Source organism: Nocardioides baculatus (assembly GCF_016735675.1).
Taxonomy (GTDB): Bacteria; Actinomycetota; Actinomycetes; order Propionibacteriales; family Nocardioidaceae; genus Nocardioides; species Nocardioides baculatus.
Map to the genome: position 1 here is coordinate 392,630 of NZ_JAERSG010000004.1, position 16,235 is coordinate 408,864.

The 16,235-nt window shown below is 74.2% G+C and carries 12 protein-coding genes; 5 read left to right on the plus strand and 7 right to left on the minus strand.

The window, feature by feature from the left end; translation table 11 throughout:
• The first annotated feature begins 70 nt into the window (after positions 1–70).
• The gene (locus tag JI751_RS15025) at positions 71–1,579 is read left to right on the plus strand and encodes an MFS transporter (RefSeq protein WP_307814271.1); all 1,509 of its coding nucleotides are present in this window, start codon (positions 71–73) and stop codon (positions 1,577–1,579) included.
• Positions 1,580–1,585: 6 nt separating this feature from the next.
• Here the strand turns inward: JI751_RS15025 and JI751_RS15030 are convergent, their stop codons facing one another.
• Entirely contained in the window at positions 1,586–1,981 is a 396-nt protein-coding gene (locus JI751_RS15030; RefSeq protein WP_201938454.1) for a cold-shock protein, read from the minus strand.
• Between the two features lie 187 nt (positions 1,982–2,168).
• Here JI751_RS15030 and JI751_RS15035 point away from each other — a divergent pair, with 187 nt between their 5' ends.
• Complete coding sequence (locus JI751_RS15035; protein WP_201938456.1) at positions 2,169–4,274, plus strand: S8 family serine peptidase; 2,106 nt, start codon at positions 2,169–2,171, stop codon at positions 4,272–4,274.
• 114 nt (positions 4,275–4,388) lie between these two features.
• On the opposite strand, the gene JI751_RS15040 is transcribed toward JI751_RS15035, so the two are convergent.
• The 6 genes from JI751_RS15040 to JI751_RS15065 form a co-directional block, all read right to left on the minus strand.
• On the minus strand, positions 4,389–5,759 hold the full coding sequence (locus tag JI751_RS15040) for an MFS transporter (RefSeq protein ID WP_201938458.1): 1,371 nt from the start codon (positions 5,757–5,759) through the stop codon (positions 4,389–4,391).
• Positions 5,760–5,821: 62 nt separating this feature from the next.
• Positions 5,822–6,568, minus strand: a complete 747-nt coding sequence (locus JI751_RS15045; RefSeq protein ID WP_201938460.1) for a 3-hydroxybutyrate dehydrogenase — start codon at positions 6,566–6,568, stop codon at positions 5,822–5,824.
• 94 nt (positions 6,569–6,662) lie between these two features.
• The gene (locus tag JI751_RS15050; RefSeq protein WP_201938462.1) at positions 6,663–8,495 is read right to left on the minus strand and encodes a helix-turn-helix domain-containing protein; all 1,833 of its coding nucleotides are present in this window, start codon (positions 8,493–8,495) and stop codon (positions 6,663–6,665) included.
• 34 nt (positions 8,496–8,529) lie between these two features.
• Positions 8,530–9,738, minus strand: a complete 1,209-nt coding sequence (locus tag JI751_RS21915) for an RDD family protein (protein ID WP_201938464.1) — start codon at positions 9,736–9,738, stop codon at positions 8,530–8,532.
• Positions 9,739–9,749: 11 nt separating this feature from the next.
• Positions 9,750–10,883, minus strand: coding sequence for an FHA domain-containing protein (locus JI751_RS21920; protein WP_201938466.1), 1,134 nt, complete (start codon positions 10,881–10,883; stop codon positions 9,750–9,752).
• Positions 10,880–11,695 carry a PP2C family protein-serine/threonine phosphatase gene (locus JI751_RS15065; RefSeq protein WP_201938468.1) on the minus strand — a complete coding sequence of 272 codons (816 nt, stop codon included), beginning with the start codon at positions 11,693–11,695 and terminating at the stop codon, positions 10,880–10,882. Before JI751_RS15065 ends, JI751_RS21920 begins: the two co-directional genes overlap by 4 nt.
• Positions 11,696–11,758: 63 nt before the next feature.
• Between JI751_RS15065 and JI751_RS15070 the strand changes: the two genes are divergently transcribed.
• The 3 genes from JI751_RS15070 to JI751_RS15080 are packed head-to-tail and all read left to right on the plus strand — an operon-like array spanning position 11,759 to position 16,233.
• On the plus strand, positions 11,759–14,026 hold the full coding sequence (locus JI751_RS15070; RefSeq protein WP_201938470.1) for a helicase C-terminal domain-containing protein: 2,268 nt from the start codon (positions 11,759–11,761) through the stop codon (positions 14,024–14,026).
• Between the two features lie 39 nt (positions 14,027–14,065).
• Positions 14,066–14,590, plus strand: a complete 525-nt coding sequence (locus JI751_RS21925; RefSeq protein WP_201938471.1) for a CGNR zinc finger domain-containing protein — start codon at positions 14,066–14,068, stop codon at positions 14,588–14,590.
• The gene (locus tag JI751_RS15080) at positions 14,587–16,233 is read left to right on the plus strand and encodes a DNA repair helicase XPB (protein ID WP_201938473.1); all 1,647 of its coding nucleotides are present in this window, start codon (positions 14,587–14,589) and stop codon (positions 16,231–16,233) included. Before JI751_RS21925 ends, JI751_RS15080 begins: the two co-directional genes overlap by 4 nt.
• Positions 16,234–16,235: the final 2 nt, after the last annotated feature.

The following is a 16,235-nucleotide window of genomic DNA, read 5'->3' on the forward strand; positions in this document are numbered from 1 at the left end:
CTGTCCCGTCGGCACCCTGGGCCGGGACGGCATCCACGCGCCGTCGGGCGGGTAGTCCAAGATGGTCCCCGTGACCAGCGACCGCCCCGACCCCTCCCCGGGGCAGGCGCGGGAGCACGACCACGAGCCCGATCCGGGCGAGGACACCCAGCCCTACCGCGTGTCGCCACCGCCGCCGTCGGCGCCCGCCCCGGGTGCCGTACGCCGTTCGCTGTCGGGTGCCGCCAAGGGCGTGCGAGCGGCCGGACGGGGAGCCAGGGCCGCCGGCCGTGGCGCCCGCGTCGCCGGGCGCGGAGCCGGCACGGCGGGCCAGTACGCCGTCAGCCAGGCGCGGCGCGCGGCGCGGGCCGAGGGCGCCGGCGACTCGGGCCTGTCGCGCCTGATCGAGCTGCACGCCTTCAACGCCGCCGGTGACGCGGCCGTGGCGATCTCGCTGGCCGGCACCCTCTTCTTCCAGGTCCCCACGGGCGAAGCGCGCGGCCAGGTGGCCCTCTTCCTCGGGCTGACGATGCTGCCCTTCGCGATCGTGGCGCCGCTGATCGGCCCGTTCCTCGACCGCTTCAGCCACGGCCGCAGGTGGGCGGTCGGCGCGACCATGGCGATCCGCGCCTTCCTCTGCTGGGTGCTGGCCACCGCTGTGATCACCGGGTCCGCGTGGCTGTTCCCCGCCGCCCTGGGCGTCCTCGTCGCCTCCAAGGCCTACGGCGTCACCCGCGCCGCTGCCGTCCCCCGCCTGCTGCCTCCCGAGCTCACCCTGGTGAAGGCCAACGCCCGGGTCTCCCTCGCGGGCGTCGTCGGGGCGGCGATCTCGGCACCGCTGGCGATCGGGGCCTCGACCTTCGGTCCGGAGTGGTCGCTGCGCTACGGCTTCATGGTCTTCGTGCTCGCCACCATCTGGGCGATCCGGCTGCCCGACAAGGTCGACGCCAGCCAGGGCGAGGGCGAGCTGGTGCTCACCGGGTCCACCGCGGTCTCCGCAGGCAGCCGGCGCCCGAAGACCCGGATCCCGTCAGCCGTCGCCTTCGCCCTGCGGGCCAACTGCGGACCGCGCTGGCTGTCGGGATTCCTGACGATGTTCATGGCGTTCCTGCTGCGCGACAACCCGATCGGCGACTGGAAGCCCGAGCTGCTGCTCGGCCTCGTGATCGGCGCCGCCGGCTTCGGCAACACGCTCGGCATCGCGATCGGCTCGCTGCTGCGCAAGCTCAACCCCGCTGCCACCGTGGTGCTGGCGCTGCTGGCCGACGCGGTCGTCGTCGTGATCGCCGCGCTGTTCTACGGCCTGCTCGCCCTCGCGCTGCTCGGCCTGACGGCCGGGCTCGCACAGTCCCTCGCCAAGCTCTCGCTCGACTCCACGATCCAGCGCGACGTGCCGAGCCGGATCCAGGCGAGCGCCTTCGCCCGCTCCGACACGACACTGCAGCTCGCCTGGGTGATCGGCGGCTTCGTCGGCATCGCGATGCCGCTCAACCCCCAGCTCGGGCTGGGCATCGCGGCAGGTGTGCTCGGCGCGTGGGCGACGTTCGTGCTGATCAGCCGGCCGGCACGCATGCGGCCGGCCGCCCCCGCGACGACGTAGGTCGGGCTAGAGCTCGAGCTCGTCGGCGAGCGCGCGCAGCACCTTCGCCGTACCGCGCGCGGCGTTGCGCTCGGGGTGACGCCCGTGCCGGTAGCCCTCCTCGACGCCCTCGAGCATCTTGATGAGGTCCTCGACGATGGTGACCATCGCCTCGGGCTTCTTGCGCTGGGCGTTGCGCTGGTTGCGCGTGACCGACGCCGGGGCGTCGATGACGCGCACCTGGAGGGCCTGGTCGCCGCGTCGGCCCTGGGCGATGCCGAACTCGACCTTGGTGCCGGCCTTCAGCGCGGGGGTGCCCTCGGGGAGCGCGTCGGAGTGGACGTAGACGTCGGGGCCGTCCTCCTGCGACAGGAAGCCGAAGCCCTTCTCCACGTCGAACCACTTCACCTTGCCACTGGGCACGGCCTTCTCCCCACCTGTTCCGTCCTCGCCGCCCGCACGTCGCGGGCGCGGCCAAAGGATAGGCGGCACCGATGGACCCCCACCAACGGGTTCCGCCCGGAGGGAGGGCTTTGTCTCCCGTCGCCCCTGCTGCGATCATGGGCGGTTCGGAGCACAGACGTACTGACGGGGCGATGAGGTGGGGACCGTGCGGGCACGACGCGTGGGGCGGATCGTGGGCTGCGGCCTGCTCGCGCTCGGCGTCACCCTGTCCGCCTCGAGTGTCGCGCTGGCCGAGGACGCACCCGCCGCGGGGACCTCTGCCCTCACGCTCGTCACGCTGACGGGACCCGGGACGTCGGCCGGCACCCGCGACGCGGCGGACCTCCTCGCCCGCCAGGACGCGGTGCTCGCGGCGATCGGCGCCGAGGAGCCGGTCTACCGCTGGACCACCGCCCTCAACGGGTTCGCCCTGCCCCTCTCCGAGGCCCAGCTCGCCCTCCTCGACGACCAGCCCGGCATTGCTGTCATCGAGCCCGACGAGGTGCGACCGCTCGCCGGCCGTACGACGTCCGCGACCGTCCGCGGCGCGGCGAAGAGCCCGCGGCTCCGCGGCGGCGCCGGCGTCGTGATCGGCGTGGTCGACTCGGGCATCGCCCCGGACTCCCCCGCCTTCGCCGACGTACCCGGCCTCGGCCGCGAGCCGCAGGAGTTCACCGGCGAGTGCGCCGAGGGCGACGGATGGACCGTCGGCGACTGCACCCGCAAGGTCGTGGGCGCGCGCTGGTTCGCCGCCGGGTTCGGCACCGACCGGGTCCGGTCGTCGGAGTCGCTGTCGGCGCGCGACGTGCTCGGCCACGGCACCCAGGTCTCCTCGGTCGCCGCCGGCAACGCGGGCGTCAGCGTCCGGGTCGACGGGCGCGATGCCGGCAGCTTCGGCGGCGTCGCACCGCAGGCCCGGATCGCCGCCTACAAGGCCTGCTGGGGCGCACCCGACCCCGCCGACGACGGCTGCTCGACCGCCGACGTCGTGTCGGCGGTCGACGCCGCGGTCGCCGACCACGTCGACGTCCTCAACCTCGCGCTCGCCGGCGGCAACGGCATCGACACCCTCCAGCGGGCGCTCCTCGGCGCCGCGGAGGCCGACATCGTCGTGGTCGGTGCGGCCGGCAACTCCGGCCGGACGTCGTACGCCGCCCACGCCTCGCCGTGGGTGACCACCGTCGGCTCGGCCGTCGGCCGGATGTCGCGCGCCGTGCTCACCGGCCCGGGCGGACGCACCTTCAGCGGCGGCGGCAGGCCCGCGGCGGTCCGCGGACGCACCGTGCTCGCGCAGGATGCCGCGGCACCGGGCGTCTCCCGGCGCGCGGCCGGTCAGTGCCGCCGCGACTCGCTCGACTCGCGCAAGGTCGCACGCCGCATCGTGGTGTGCCGGCGCGGCGGCATCGGCCGGATCGACAAGTCGGACAGCGTCTCCCTCGCGGGTGGCCGCGCGATGGTGCTGGTCAACCTGCGTCCGGGTTCGGTCACGGCCGACTTCCACGCCGTCCCCACCGTCCACCTCTCCGCCGCCGCCGGCCGGAGCTTCAGCCGCTGGGTCGCCACGCACCCCGGCGCCCGCGTCCGGATGACGCGCGCGGGCGGCGACCCCGGCAACCGGCGTACGGCACCGTGGAGCGCCTCGGGCGACCCGCGCGGCCCCTCGGTCAAGCCCGACGCGGTCGCCGACGGCGACGCCGTCCTGGGCGCCCTGCCCGACGCGACCGGCCGCACGTGGGGCGTCTTCAGCGGCAGCTCCGCGGCCGCTGCGCACGCGAGCGGGCTCGCAGCGCTGGTGCTGGCGAAGCACGACTGGTCGGCCGCCGTCGTCCGCTCGCTCGTCGCGGGGTCGGCGCGTCCGCTCCGCGGCTCGTCGGTGCTGGCCCAGGGGGCCGGCGCGCTGCCGAGCCGGGCACCGACGGCACACCTCGCGCTCGACGTGCCGGCGCGCGCCTGGCGCCGCGCCCTGCGTCAGCACACGCTCGCCGACCTCAACACCGGCTCGCTCCTGCTCACCGCGCGCCGCGGCACCGCCACGCGCACCCTGACCAACGTCGGCACCCGGCCGGAGTACTTCTCGGTCACCGCGCGTGGCTTCACCGCCCACCGCGTCAGCATCCGGCCCCTCGCCGTACGCCTCGCGCCGGGGCAGTCGGCCCGCTTCACCGTCACCGTGACCGGCCCGACCACGCCCGGCGGCCTCGACGACGGCGAGCTCGTGTGGCTCGGCGCCCGCGGCGGGGTCACCCGCGTGCCGGTCGCCCTCACCCGCTGACCATCCCGACCGTACTGGGAGGGCGAGTCGGACACCTGGAGGCGGTTGCAACCCCCTCCAACAGTCGGAGTCCCCGCACGTGCGGGGACTCCGACAGAGGAAGAAGCGCGGGGCTCAGTCGCCGAGCACCCGGTCGTGGCGCAGCGAGGTCGCGCGGGTCTCCTTGGCGAAGAGCACCGAGACGATCGTGATGACCGAGGCGATGGTCATGTAGACCGCCACCTTGCCGACGTTGTCGGTGCCGTCGCTGGCCTTGCCGAGCAGGTCGATCGCGATGATCGGGGCGAGCGCACCGGCAAAGATCGACGCGAGCTGGTAGCCCACCGACGCACCGGTGTAGCGCACCGAGGTGCCGAAGAGCTCGGAGAAGAACGCCGCCTGCGGGGAGTACATCAGGGCGTGCAGGACCAGGCCGACGCAGATCGCGAGGATGATCTTGCCCTCGGAGCGCGAGGCGATCAGGTCGAAGAACACCCACGACCAGGCGGCGACGCCGACGGCGCCGGCGAGGTAGAGCGGGCGACGGCCGACCCGGTCGCTGAGGGCGCCGACGAGCGGGATGGTCACGAAGTGCACGACCGAGCCGATGAGCAGCGCCTTGAGGATGAGCGGCTTGTCGTCGGCGGTTCCGGCGTAGAGCGTGAGGAACGAGATCGAGATGATCGTGAAGAGGTAGTAGGAGATGTTCTCCGCCATCCGCATGCCCATCGCCACGAGGACCTCGCGGGGGTACTTGCGGAAGACCTCGAGGATCGGCAGGTGCGCGGTCTTCTTGGTCGCGAGCTCGGCCTTGGCGTCGGCGAAGACCGGCGACTCCTCGATCGAGAGGCGGACCCAGAGGCCCACGCCGACCAGGACGGCGCTCAGCAGGAACGGGATGCGCCAGCCCCACGACTCGAAGGCCGCGTCGGACTGCACGGCGGCGAGCACCCAGAGGACACCGGTCGCGAGCAGGTTGCCGAGCGCCACGCCGGCCTGCGGCCACGAGGACCAGAAGCCGCGCTGCGAGTCGTCGCCGTGCTCGGCGGCCATCAGCACCGCGCCGCCCCACTCGCCACCGACGGCGAAGCCCTGGAGCAGGCGGCAGAGGAGCAGGAGCAGCGGCGCTGCGACGCCGATGGAGGCGTAGGTCGGCAGGAGGCCGATCGCGAAGGTCGCCACACCCATCAGGAAGAGCGAGAAGACAAGCATCTTCTTGCGGCCGACCCGGTCGCCGAAGTGACCGAAGACGACGCCGCCGAGGGGGCGCGCGACGAAGCCGAGGGCGTACGTGCCGAAGGCCAGGAGGGTCGCGGTGGCGGGCTCGCTCTCGGGGAAGAACAGCGTGCCGAAGACGAGTGCCGCGGCGGAGCCGTAGAGGAAGAAGTCGTACCACTCGACGGCGGTGCCGATGAGGGACGCGAAGACGACCTTGACGATGTTGGTCCGCTCGGGCGGTGCGCCCGGCGCGCCGGTCCCGGTCGTGGTGGAGGTGTCGGTGGTCATGAACGTGCCTTTCATCGGGGAGTGCGGTGCGAGGGGTGGTCGGAGGTGGTCGGAGGTGCGCGTCAGGCGGCGGTCCAGCCGCCGTCCAGGAGCAGGGACGAGCCGGTCATCGAGGTCGCGCTCGGGCCGCAGAGGAAGGCCACCGCCTCGGCGACCTCCTCCGGCTCGACGAGCCGGCGCACCGGAGTACGGGCCAGGAGGACGGTGTCGAGGACCTCGTCCTCGGCGATCCCGTGGCTGCGGGCCTGGTCGGCGAGCTGGCCCTCGACGAGCGGCGTACGGACGTAACCGGGACACACGGTGTTGCTGGTGACGCCCTTGTCCGCGGCCTCGAGGGCGAGGACCTTGGAGAGGCCCTCGAGCCCGTGCTTGGCGCTCACGTAGGCCGACTTGTAGGCCGAGGCCCGGTGCCCGTGCACGCTGGACACGTGGACGAGCCGGCCCCAGCCGCGGGCGTACATGCCGGGCAGGAACCGGCGGGCGAGCAGGAACGGGGCGTGCAGCATCAGCGCGTGGATGGTGCGGAACTGCGCGGGGTCGAAGTCCTCGACCGGCGCGACGTGCTGGATGCCGGCGTTGTTGACGAGGACGTCGACGTCGAGGTCGAGCGCCGCGATGGCGGCCTCGTCGGTGAGGTCGACGACGTGCGCAGTGCCGTGGACCTGGGCCGCGACCTTGGCCACGCCCTCCTCGTCACGGTCGAGCAGGTGGACGTCGGCGCCGCCCTCGGCGAGCCGCGTCGCGACCGCCGCACCGATACCGCTGGCGGCGCCGGTCACGAGCGCCCGTCGTCCGTGGAAGGAGGTCATGGCCTCAACGTAGGGACCCCCGTGACGTACGGCACATGGCCTCAACGGCCATACTTGGGTGCGCGACATGTGGCACGGCCACATGGAGAGCGGGTCAGGCGTCCCGCAACCGCGCCAGCCGGAGGGCGAGCTGGAGGTCGAGGGAACGGGCGGGCTCGCGCCACCCGTCGCCCAGCAGCTCGCCGATCCGCTCCAGCCGCTGGGTGACCGTGTTGGGGTGGACGTGCAGGGCCGACGCCGTCTCCTTGAGCCGCCCGCCGCTGGCGAACCACTCCTCGAGGGTGTCGACCAGCCCGGTCCCGCGCCGCTCGTCCCACTCGCGCACCGGACCGATCATCGTGTCGACGAAGGCCGCGACGTGCTCGGGGTCGTTGTCGCCGAGCAGCAGCCGTGCGACGCCCAGGCCCGCCGGGTCGCTCACCTCCCCCAGGCGGCCGAGCCGCAGCAGGGTGTCGAGGCACCGGCGCGCCTCCGCGTGCGCGGCGACCAGCCGGTCGTCCAGGGTGTCGTCCGTGGCCGCGACGCCGACCGTCGCCCGTCCGCCTGCGGCAGCGATCGCGGCCTGGAGGTCCGCGCCGAGCCGCCGCGGGTCGTCGCCCGGCACCACCGCGACGACCACACCGCGGTGCTCGCCGGCCAATCCCGACATCCGGCGGGCCAGGCCGACAGCCGCCCGACCGGCGCGGTGCGGGTCGGCGCCGTCGACCGCCGCGGCGGCCACCACGAGCGGTCCGTCGAGGCTCGCGCTGTGACGGCGTACGCGGTCGCGGAGCCGGTCGCGCGATCCGTCGCCGGGCTCGAGCAGGTCGGCCAGGAGCTGCCCGCCGAGTCGCTCCTCGGCGTCGGTGACCGAGCGCGCGAAGAGGAGGACGAGGGCGGTGACGAGTGCACCGCGCTCGAGCGTACGGCGGCCGGCGAGGTCGAGCGCGTCGTCGCGTCGGACCACCAGGGTGGCGACGTGCTCGGTGCCGGCGCGCGCCGCCGCGACCAGCCCGCCGTCGATCGCCACCGACCGACCCGAGGTGACGGCACCCGCGACCGCGTCGGTCCACGCGAGGCCGGGGTCCTCCCCCGCCTCCAGCTCGCCGGTCGGCGTCCAGATCGAGACGGCCGCGTCGAGCACGCCGGACAGCACCTCGGCCACCTCGGCCACGCCCCCGCCGCCGATGAGGAGGTCGGTGAGCCGGTCGTGCGCGAGTGCCGCGGCGTCGACGGCCTCGGTGTGGCGGGTCAGCGAGCGGTTGGCCTCGTCGAGCTCGGCGAACAGCCGGGCGTTCTCGAGCGCGACGACGGCGTGGGCGGCGAACGACGTCAGCAGGCTCACCTCGGCCTGCGGGAAGCGGCGTACGGACCGGTGCACCGCGAGCAGCGCGCCGATGACCACGCCGTCGAGGACCAGCGGGACCCCGAGGATCGCGCGGATCTGCTCGCCCGCCACGGCCTCGTCGATCCAGCCCTTGTGCACGAAGCGGTCGTCGGTGGCGTAGTCCTCGGTGAAGTAGGCCGCACCCGTCTGCGCGACGAGGCCCAGCAGGCCGGTGCCGAGCGGGAGCCGGAGGTTCTGGAACTCGCGGGTCAGGGCGCCGTCGGTCACCTTCATGAACGACGCACCGGAGGCCGCGTCGTTGAGCGAGAGGTAGGTCATGTCGCAGTGCAGCAGCTGGCGGGCACGCCGCACGATGGCCGCGAGGATCGTGTCGACGTCGCGGATCGCGGTGAGGTCGGACGCCGTCTCGTAGAGCGCGGACAGCTCGGCCTCGCGCGAGCGCATCCGCGTGATCAGGTCGCGCAGCCGGAGGGCGACGTCGTACTCCGCGCGGAGGGCGGCGGCCTCGGCGGCACCGAGGCCGCGCTCGGCGTGCGCGAGGTGCTCGTCGAACGCCGCCAGCGGGGCCTCGTCGTAGAGCAGGTCGAGGAAGGACGGCACGGGGCCATCCTGCCCGGGGACGGGCCTGTGCCGCTCAGGCCTCGCGGGTGATGGTCATCTCGCGGTCGCCGTAGACGACCTTGTCGCCGTGGACGAGCGCGGCGGGCTTGCCCGGCGCGAGCTGGCGCGACACCCCCTGGCGCACGAGCACGGTGCCGTTGGTCGACCCGCGGTCCATCACCACGATCGTCCCGTCGGGAGCGGGGCCGAACTGGGCGTGCGTCTTCGACACCGACATGTCGGCCGACTGGAGCGGGATCAGGTGCGCCACCGGCTCGCCGGTGCGGGCCTCGGGACGGCGCCCCACCAGTGCCAGGCCCGCGATCACGAAGCTCTCGCCGTTGTCGAAGTGCACCCGCCACCGCTGGGCCGGTGCCTGCGGCTGGGCCGGGACCGGCTGCGGCCGCTGCGGGGGCGGGGCTTGCTGGGGCGGGGCTTGCTGGGGCGGGGCTTGCTGGGGCGGGGCTTGCTGGGGCGGGGCTTGCTGGGGCGGAGCTTGCTGGGGCGGAGCTTGCTGGGGCGGAGCTTGCTGGGGCACGGGCTGCTGCTGCGGCGCCTGCTGGGCGGGCGGCGGCGCCTGGCGCTGCGGCGGCGCGTGGGCGGGCGGGGCCGCCGGGGCCGGCGGCTGGGTGACCTCGGGCGGCAGCTGCTGGCGGCGCATGGACTGCTCCGAGCGCTCGGGGGTCGGCACCGCCTCGACCGGCGGGGCGGGGACCAGGCGCATCGCGGTCAGGTTGACGATGTGGCGCGGTCCCTCGTCGACGACGTCGTCGACCTCCGCCGGAGGGCGTACGTCGACCACGACCGAGTGGGCCCGGTGGTCGTGCCAGCCGCGACGCTGCCGGCCGCGGTCCTCGACGGACGTCCAGGCCAGGGTGGCGAGGCCGATCCCGAAGGTGGGCAGGCCGGACACGCCGAGGACGAGCGAGCGGAGCAGGGCGCGACCGACGCCGATCGGGGTCCCGGTGCCGTGGTGCACCACGCGCAGCCCGGACATCGCCTTGCCGGGCGAGCTCCCGGTGACGCCGAGCACGACGGCGAGGACCAGCCAGAGGACGACCATGGCGCCGGCCACCACGCCGACCACGGTCCACACCTCGTCGGAGACGAACATCGCCGTCAGGACGCCGACGACGGCGAGCAGGCCCCAGGCCAGCAGCCGGTCGACGGCGAAGGCCGTGAACCGTCGCTCGAGCTGCGCGATCGGGTAGGTCGTCGCGTAGGGGGGTGCTTGCTGGGTCACGACGGGGCTGCTCAGGGGTTCGTGACCTGGATGGTGACGCCGTCGCCGAGGTCGAGCACGGCACCCGGGATGAGGCTCACGGCGATGCCGGCCTTGAGCTCCTCGGGCTCGAGACCGGGCTGGGCCAGGACGGTGCCGTTGGTGGAGCCCAGGTCGGTGGCGATCGCGGAGCCGTGGTCGGCGCCGGCACCGGGGCGGATCTCGAGGTGCGTCGAGGAGATCTCCTGCTGCGGGCTCGCCACGGTCACGACGTGGGGCTGGTCGTGGGAGGCGAACCGGCGGGCCTCGGGCGCCCGGCCGACGAGCACGGTGCGGTCGACCAGCACGACGTCGCCGGTCGAGAACACCAGCGAGGCCACGGGCTGCGACACGACCTCGGGAGCCATCTCCTGGCCGGGGATCGGCGGGCGGTCGAAGTCGGGCACGGGCGGGCCGGTGACGGTCTGGCCGTCGCGGTCGGACCAGTCGTCGACCACCGGAGCCTCGACGACCGGGGTCTCCCCGGTCGGCGTCGGGTCCTCCTCGGGCTCGCCGAAGCTCATCGGGGCCGCGGCGACCGGCTCCGGCTCGGCGTACGCCGGCGCCGCCTCGGGCTCCGGCTCGACCGCGACGGGCTCCGGCTCGGGCTGCGGCTCCGGCTCGGGATCCGGCTCCGCGGCCACCACCGGCGCGACGGGCTCCTCGACCGGCTCCTCGACCGGGGCCGACGGCGCGGCGGACGGCGTACCGAACTCGACGACGGAGACGCGGGCGATCCCGGCGGTCAGGGCGTGGTCGGCGGCACCGTCGCCGGTGAGGGTGACGCGGATGCTGGTGACGCCGGTGACGAGGCGCTCGGCCCAGGCCGTGCCGGCGGTCGCGCTGACGATCTCCTCGCCCGAGGTCGAGGCGACCGTCGCAGTGGGCGCGCCGCGGACGATGACGCGGGTGGAGTCGTCGCCGTGGGCGACGAGGGCGACGTGGTCGAGGGTGGACAGCCCGCCGGACACCAGGGCGTCGAGGACGGCGTCGGCCGTCGCGCCGGCGTCGGCGAGGTCCCAGAGCGCGGCCACGCGGTCGCGCTGGCTGCCGGGCAGCAGGACCGTGACGTGGTCGCCGACGACGGCGTACCAGTCCCCCGTCGCGAACCTGGCATCGGTGCTCACAGTCGTCCCCCCAGCTTGGATTCGAGGCTCTCCAGCTGGCGCTGGGAGTCATACGTGGCGTCCTTCACCAATCCCACCACATCGACGACGATGGCCGTCGCGTTGTCGCGGCCACCGGCGGCCACCGCCGCGCGGACCAGCCTGTCGGCGGCGTCGCGGGGATCGGCGACGGACTCGAGGATGTCCTCGATCTCCTTGTCCTCGATCATCCCGGTGACGCCGTCGCTGCACAGCAGCAGCCGCTCGACCGAGCCGAGCGGGAGCAGGAAGAAGTCGGGCTGGATGCCCTCGGGGCTGCCGAGGGCGCGGGTGATGACGTGGCGCTCGGGGTGGGTCGCGGCCTCCTCGACGGTGATCTGGCCCGCGTCGATGAGCTCCTGCACGACCGAGTGGTCGACGCTGATCTGCTCGAGGCTGCCGTCGGTGATGCGGTAGATGCGGGAGTCGCCGAGGTTGGCCAGCAGCCACTTCGTCACGCCGTTGTCGTCGACGAGCACGGCGACCACGGCGGTGGTGCCGGCGTGCCAGCCCGGCGTCATCGCCCGGTGCGCGTTGCCGAAGTCGATGATGCGCGCCTGCGCGCGGGCGAAGGTGTCCGCGACCTGCTCGGCACCGCGCGACGGGTCGTAGACCGCGGCCAGGCGCTGGAACTCCTCGACGACCATCTGGCTGGCGACGTCACCGCCGGAGTGCCCGCCCATGCCGTCGGCGACCACGAAGACCGGGGGCGCGACGAGATAGGAGTCCTCGTTGACCTTGCGCACGAGGCCGACGTCGCTCGACGCCCCGTGGTGCAGATCAACGTTCCTCATGCCCGCCCTCTCAGCGTCGAGACGTGGGGCGGCCTCACCGACCCGGCGAGTAGCGTAAGAGGGATGTCCAGTCGTGGGCGGGCGACACCCGCACGAACCCTTGCCGACCAGCTGCGGAGCTGGCCGGACGAGCGACTCGTCGCGCTCCTGCGGGCCCGTCCGGATCTCGCCACTCCCGCCCCTCAAGATTCTTCGCAGCTCGCCTCCCGGGCCGCCACGCGCTCGTCGATCCACCGCGCCCTCGACGGCCTGGACCGACTCGAGCTCTCGGTGCTTGATGCCCTGCTGGTTGCGGGTCAAACCACCTCGGCAGGACTTGTCTCGATCGTCCACGCCGACCCCACCCGTGCGGGTGCAGCGCTCGAGCGGTTGCTCGACCTGGCCCTCGCGTGGGAGGCGCCCGGAGGCATCCGCGCGCTGAGCGGGGTGGCCGATGCGATGCGCGGGATGCCCGGCCTCGTGAGCGGGCTGCGACCGTCGAGCCCCGAGCCGCCCACGGCCGCGCAGGTGGCGGGCCTGCTGGCCGAGCTCAGTCCGGCCGCGACCGCGATGCTGCGCCACGTCGACGCCCACGGCGGCGAGGGGACCACCGGGTCCGCACGGCGTACGGTCTCGCCCGACCAGGCGGCGAGCCCGGCCGAGGAGCTGATCAGCCGCCGGCTGCTGGTGCCCCGCGAGGGCGACACCGTCGTCCTCCCCGGCGAGGTCGGCCTCGCGCTGCGCGGCGGGCGGACCACCACCGATCCCGTCGACGAGGTGCCGCCCCTCGCCACCGCGACGCGCGACCCCGCCCTCGTGGCCCGGACGGCCGCAGGCGCAGCCTTCGACGTCGTACGCCGCACGGAGCTGCTGCTCGACCACTGGGGCGTCCAGCCGCCGAGCGTGCTGCGCTCCGGCGGCCTCGCCGTCCGCGACCTCAAGGCGGTGGCGCGCGAGCTCCACGTCGACGACGCAGGTGCCGCGCTGCTGGTCGAGGTGGCGCTGTCGGCGGGGCTGATCGCCGAGGGGGCCGAGCCCGACGGCACGCCGGCCTGGCTGCCGACCGAGGAGTTCGACGTGTGGTCCGGCCGCCCCACGGCCGAGCGGTGGGCCCGGCTCGTCGGCGGGTGGCTGGCGAGCAGCCGCGTGCCGTCGCTCGTCGGGTCGCGCGACCAGGCGGGCAAGTCGTGGAACGCGCTGGCGCCCGAGCTGTCGAGCGGCCTGGCCGAGGAGGCGCGGCGCCTCGCGCTCCGGGTGCTGGCCGGCGTGCCCGAGGGCGAGGTGCTGGCCGTCGGGACCGGCGTGGCGTCGGTGGTGCAGCACGTCGAGTGGCTGCGGCCGCGCCGGCCCGCGATCTTCGCTGACCTGGTGACGGCAGCCCTCGACGAGGCAGCCGTCCTCGGGGTGAGCGGCGCCGGCGGCCTGCCGCCGAGCGGCCGCCTGGTCGCCGACGACGACCTGCCGGGTGCTGCGTCCGCCCTCGCCCCGCACCTGCCCCGACCGGTCGACCACGTCCTGCTCCAGGCCGACCTGACGGCGGTCGCGCCCGGTCCGCTCGAGACCGAGGTCGCGCGCCGGCTGCACCTGCTCGCCGACGTCGAGTCGCGCGGCGGTGCCACCGTCTACCGGTTCACGTCCGGCTCGCTGCGGCGCGGGTTCGACGCCGGCTGGTCGGCGCTCGAGGTGCGCGAGTTCCTCACCGGGGTCTCGCAGACGCCCGTCCCGCAGCCGCTCGAGTTCCTGGTCGACGACGTCGCCCGCACGTTCGGCAGCGTCCGGGTCGGGCACGCCGAGGCGTTCCTGCGTGCGGACGACGAGGCGGCGCTGGCCGCGCTGGTGCACGACCCGCGGTCCCGGACCCTCGGGCTGCGGCTGCTCGCGCCGACCGTCGCGATCTCGACCTCGCCGCTCGACGTGCTGCTGCCGCGGCTGCGCGAGCTGGGCGCGGCGCCGGTCGTCGAGGCGGCCGACGGCACCGTGCGGGTGAGCCGGCCGGATCTCCGCCGCGCGCGCAGCCATCGCGGGCGCCGTCCCGCCGGCGCGGTGTCGGCACGGCAGGCCGCGCAGGTGCAGGCGGTCGCGACCGCCATCCGGGTCGGCGACCGGGCCGAGTCGTCCCGCCCCGCGAGCGCCTCGACCACCACCCCGTCCGATGCGCTGGCCGCCCTCCGCGACGCCATCGAGGGCGGCACCACTGTCGTCATCGGCTACGTCGACAACCACGGCGCCACCAGCGAGCGCGTCGTCGACCCGCGCCGGCTCGACGGCGGCCGGCTCTCGGCGTTCGACCACCGCGCGGACGACGTACGCGAGTTCGCGGTGCACCGCATCACCACGGTCAGGCGCGCCTAGCCCGGAGCGCTGTAAGGACCACCTCCGTAGAATGGGTCGGTGGACTTCATCCGTTATGCCGAGCGTGCCGCTGCGCTCGTCAACGCCGACCTCCCCGACGAGGCGGCGCTGCACGACCACCTGGCCGACCGCTCGTGGCTGCACCGGTCGGTGGCGCCCGCGGACATCGCGTCCCTGACGTCGTTCCAGGCCGAGCTGCGACCGGTCTTCGAGGCCTCGGACGTCGACGACGTACCCCTCGTCGTGGCGTCGCTCAACGCGCTGCTCGCGAGCCACCCGGTCACGCCGATGATCTCCGACCACGACCCGGCCAACCTCCACATGCACGTCACCAACAAGGCCTCGTCCGTCGCCGAGCTGCTGATCGCCGAGTCGCTGATGGGGTTGGCCAACCTGGTCTGCGACCTCGGGGCGACCCGCCTCGGCATCTGCTCCGAGCCGCGGTGCGACAACGTCTTCGTCGACACCTCGCCCAACCAGTCGCGGCGCTACTGCTCCGACCGGTGCTCCTCACGGGCCAACGTCGCGGCCTTCCGCGCCCGACAGAAAGCAGCCTCTGCGTGAACGACGGACCCCTCATCGTCCAGTCCGACAAGACCCTCCTGCTCGAGGTCGACCACCCGTCGGCCGCCGAGGCCCGCAAGGCGATCGCCCCCTTCGCCGAGCTCGAGCGCTCGCCCGAGCACATCCACACCTACCGGCTCACCCCGCTCGGCCTCTGGAACGCCCGCGCCGCCGGACACGACGCCGAGCAGGTCGTCGACGCCCTGCTGACGTGGAGCCGGTACGCCGTCCCGCACGCGCTGCTCGTCGACGTCGCCGAGACGATGGGTCGCTACGGCCGGCTCCGCCTCGAGAAGCACCCGGTGCACGGGCTCGTGCTGTCGAGCACGGACCGACCGGTGCTCGAGGAGGTGCTGCGCGCCAAGAAGATCGCCGGCATGGTCGGCGCGCGGCTCGACGCCGACTCCGTCGCGGTCCACCCGAGCGAGCGCGGCAACCTCAAGCAGGCGCTGCTCAAGCTCGGCTGGCCGGCCGAGGACTTCGCCGGCTACGTCGACGGCGAGGCGCACGCGATCGACCTCGCCGAGGACGGCTGGACGCTGCGGCCCTACCAGCGCGAGGCGGCCGAGTCCTTCTGGGACGGCGGGTCCGGCGTCGTCGTGCTCCCGTGCGGTGCCGGCAAGACCATCGTCGGCGCGGCCTCGATGGCGCAGGCGCAGGCCACGACGCTGATCCTCGTCACCAACACCGTCAGTGCGCGGCAGTGGAAGGACGAGCTGGTCGCGCGGACGTCGCTGACGCCCGACGAGATCGGTGAGTACTCCGGTGCCGTCAAGGAGATCCGCCCCGTCACCATCGCGACCTACCAGGTGCTGACGACGAAGCGGAAGGGCGTCTACCCGCACCTCGACCTGCTCGACGCACGCGACTGGGGCCTCATCGTGTACGACGAGGTGCACCTGCTGCCGGCGCCGATCTTCCGGATGACCGCCGACCTCCAGGCGCGCCGCCGGCTCGGCCTCACCGCGACGCTGGTCCGCGAGGACGGCCGGGAGGGCGAGGTCTTCTCGCTGATCGGGCCCAAGCGCTACGACGCCCCGTGGAAGGACATCGAGGCGCAGGGCTACATCGCGCCGGCCGACTGCGTCGAGGTCCGGGTCACCCTGCCCGACGGCGAGCGCCTCGCCTACGCCACGGCCGACCCCGACACCCGCTACCGCCTGGCGTCGTGCACCCACGCCAAGATCGACGTCGTACGCGACCTGGTGCGGCAGCACGCGGGCCAGCCGACGCTCGTGATCGGCCAGTACATCGACCAGCTCGACGAGATCGCGGCGCTGCTCGACGCCCCGGTGATCAAGGGCGAGACGCCGGTCAAGGAGCGCCAGCGCCTGTTCAACGCGTTCCGCTCCGGCGAGATCGGGCTGCTGGTGGTGAGCAAGGTCGCGAACTTCTCCATCGACCTGCCCTCGGCCGAGGTCGCGATCCAGGTCAGCGGTTCCTTCGGCTCGCGGCAGGAGGAGGCCCAGCGCCTCGGCCGGCTGCTCCGGCCGAAGACCGAGGGACGCAGCGCGCACTTCTACACGATCGTCTCCCGCGACACCGTGGACGCCGACTTCGCGCAGAACCGCCAGCGCTTCCTCGCCGAGCAGGGCTACGCCTACCGGATCATCGACGCCGGGGACCTGCAGTCCCCGGCGTGACG

Bases quoted from the DNA above. Each gene is read 5' to 3' on its own strand.
- JI751_RS15045 (WP_201938460.1), bottom strand. From the start codon at position 6,568: ATGACCTCCTTCCACGGACGACGGGCGCTCGTGACCGGCGCCGCCAGC.
- JI751_RS15040 (WP_201938458.1), bottom strand. From the start codon at position 5,759: ATGACCACCGACACCTCCACCACGACCGGGACCGGCGCGCCGGGCGCA.
- JI751_RS15070 (WP_201938470.1), top strand. From the start codon at position 11,759: ATGTCCAGTCGTGGGCGGGCGACACCCGCACGAACCCTTGCCGACCAG.
- JI751_RS15065 (WP_201938468.1), bottom strand. From the start codon at position 11,695: ATGAGGAACGTTGATCTGCACCACGGGGCGTCGAGCGACGTCGGCCTC.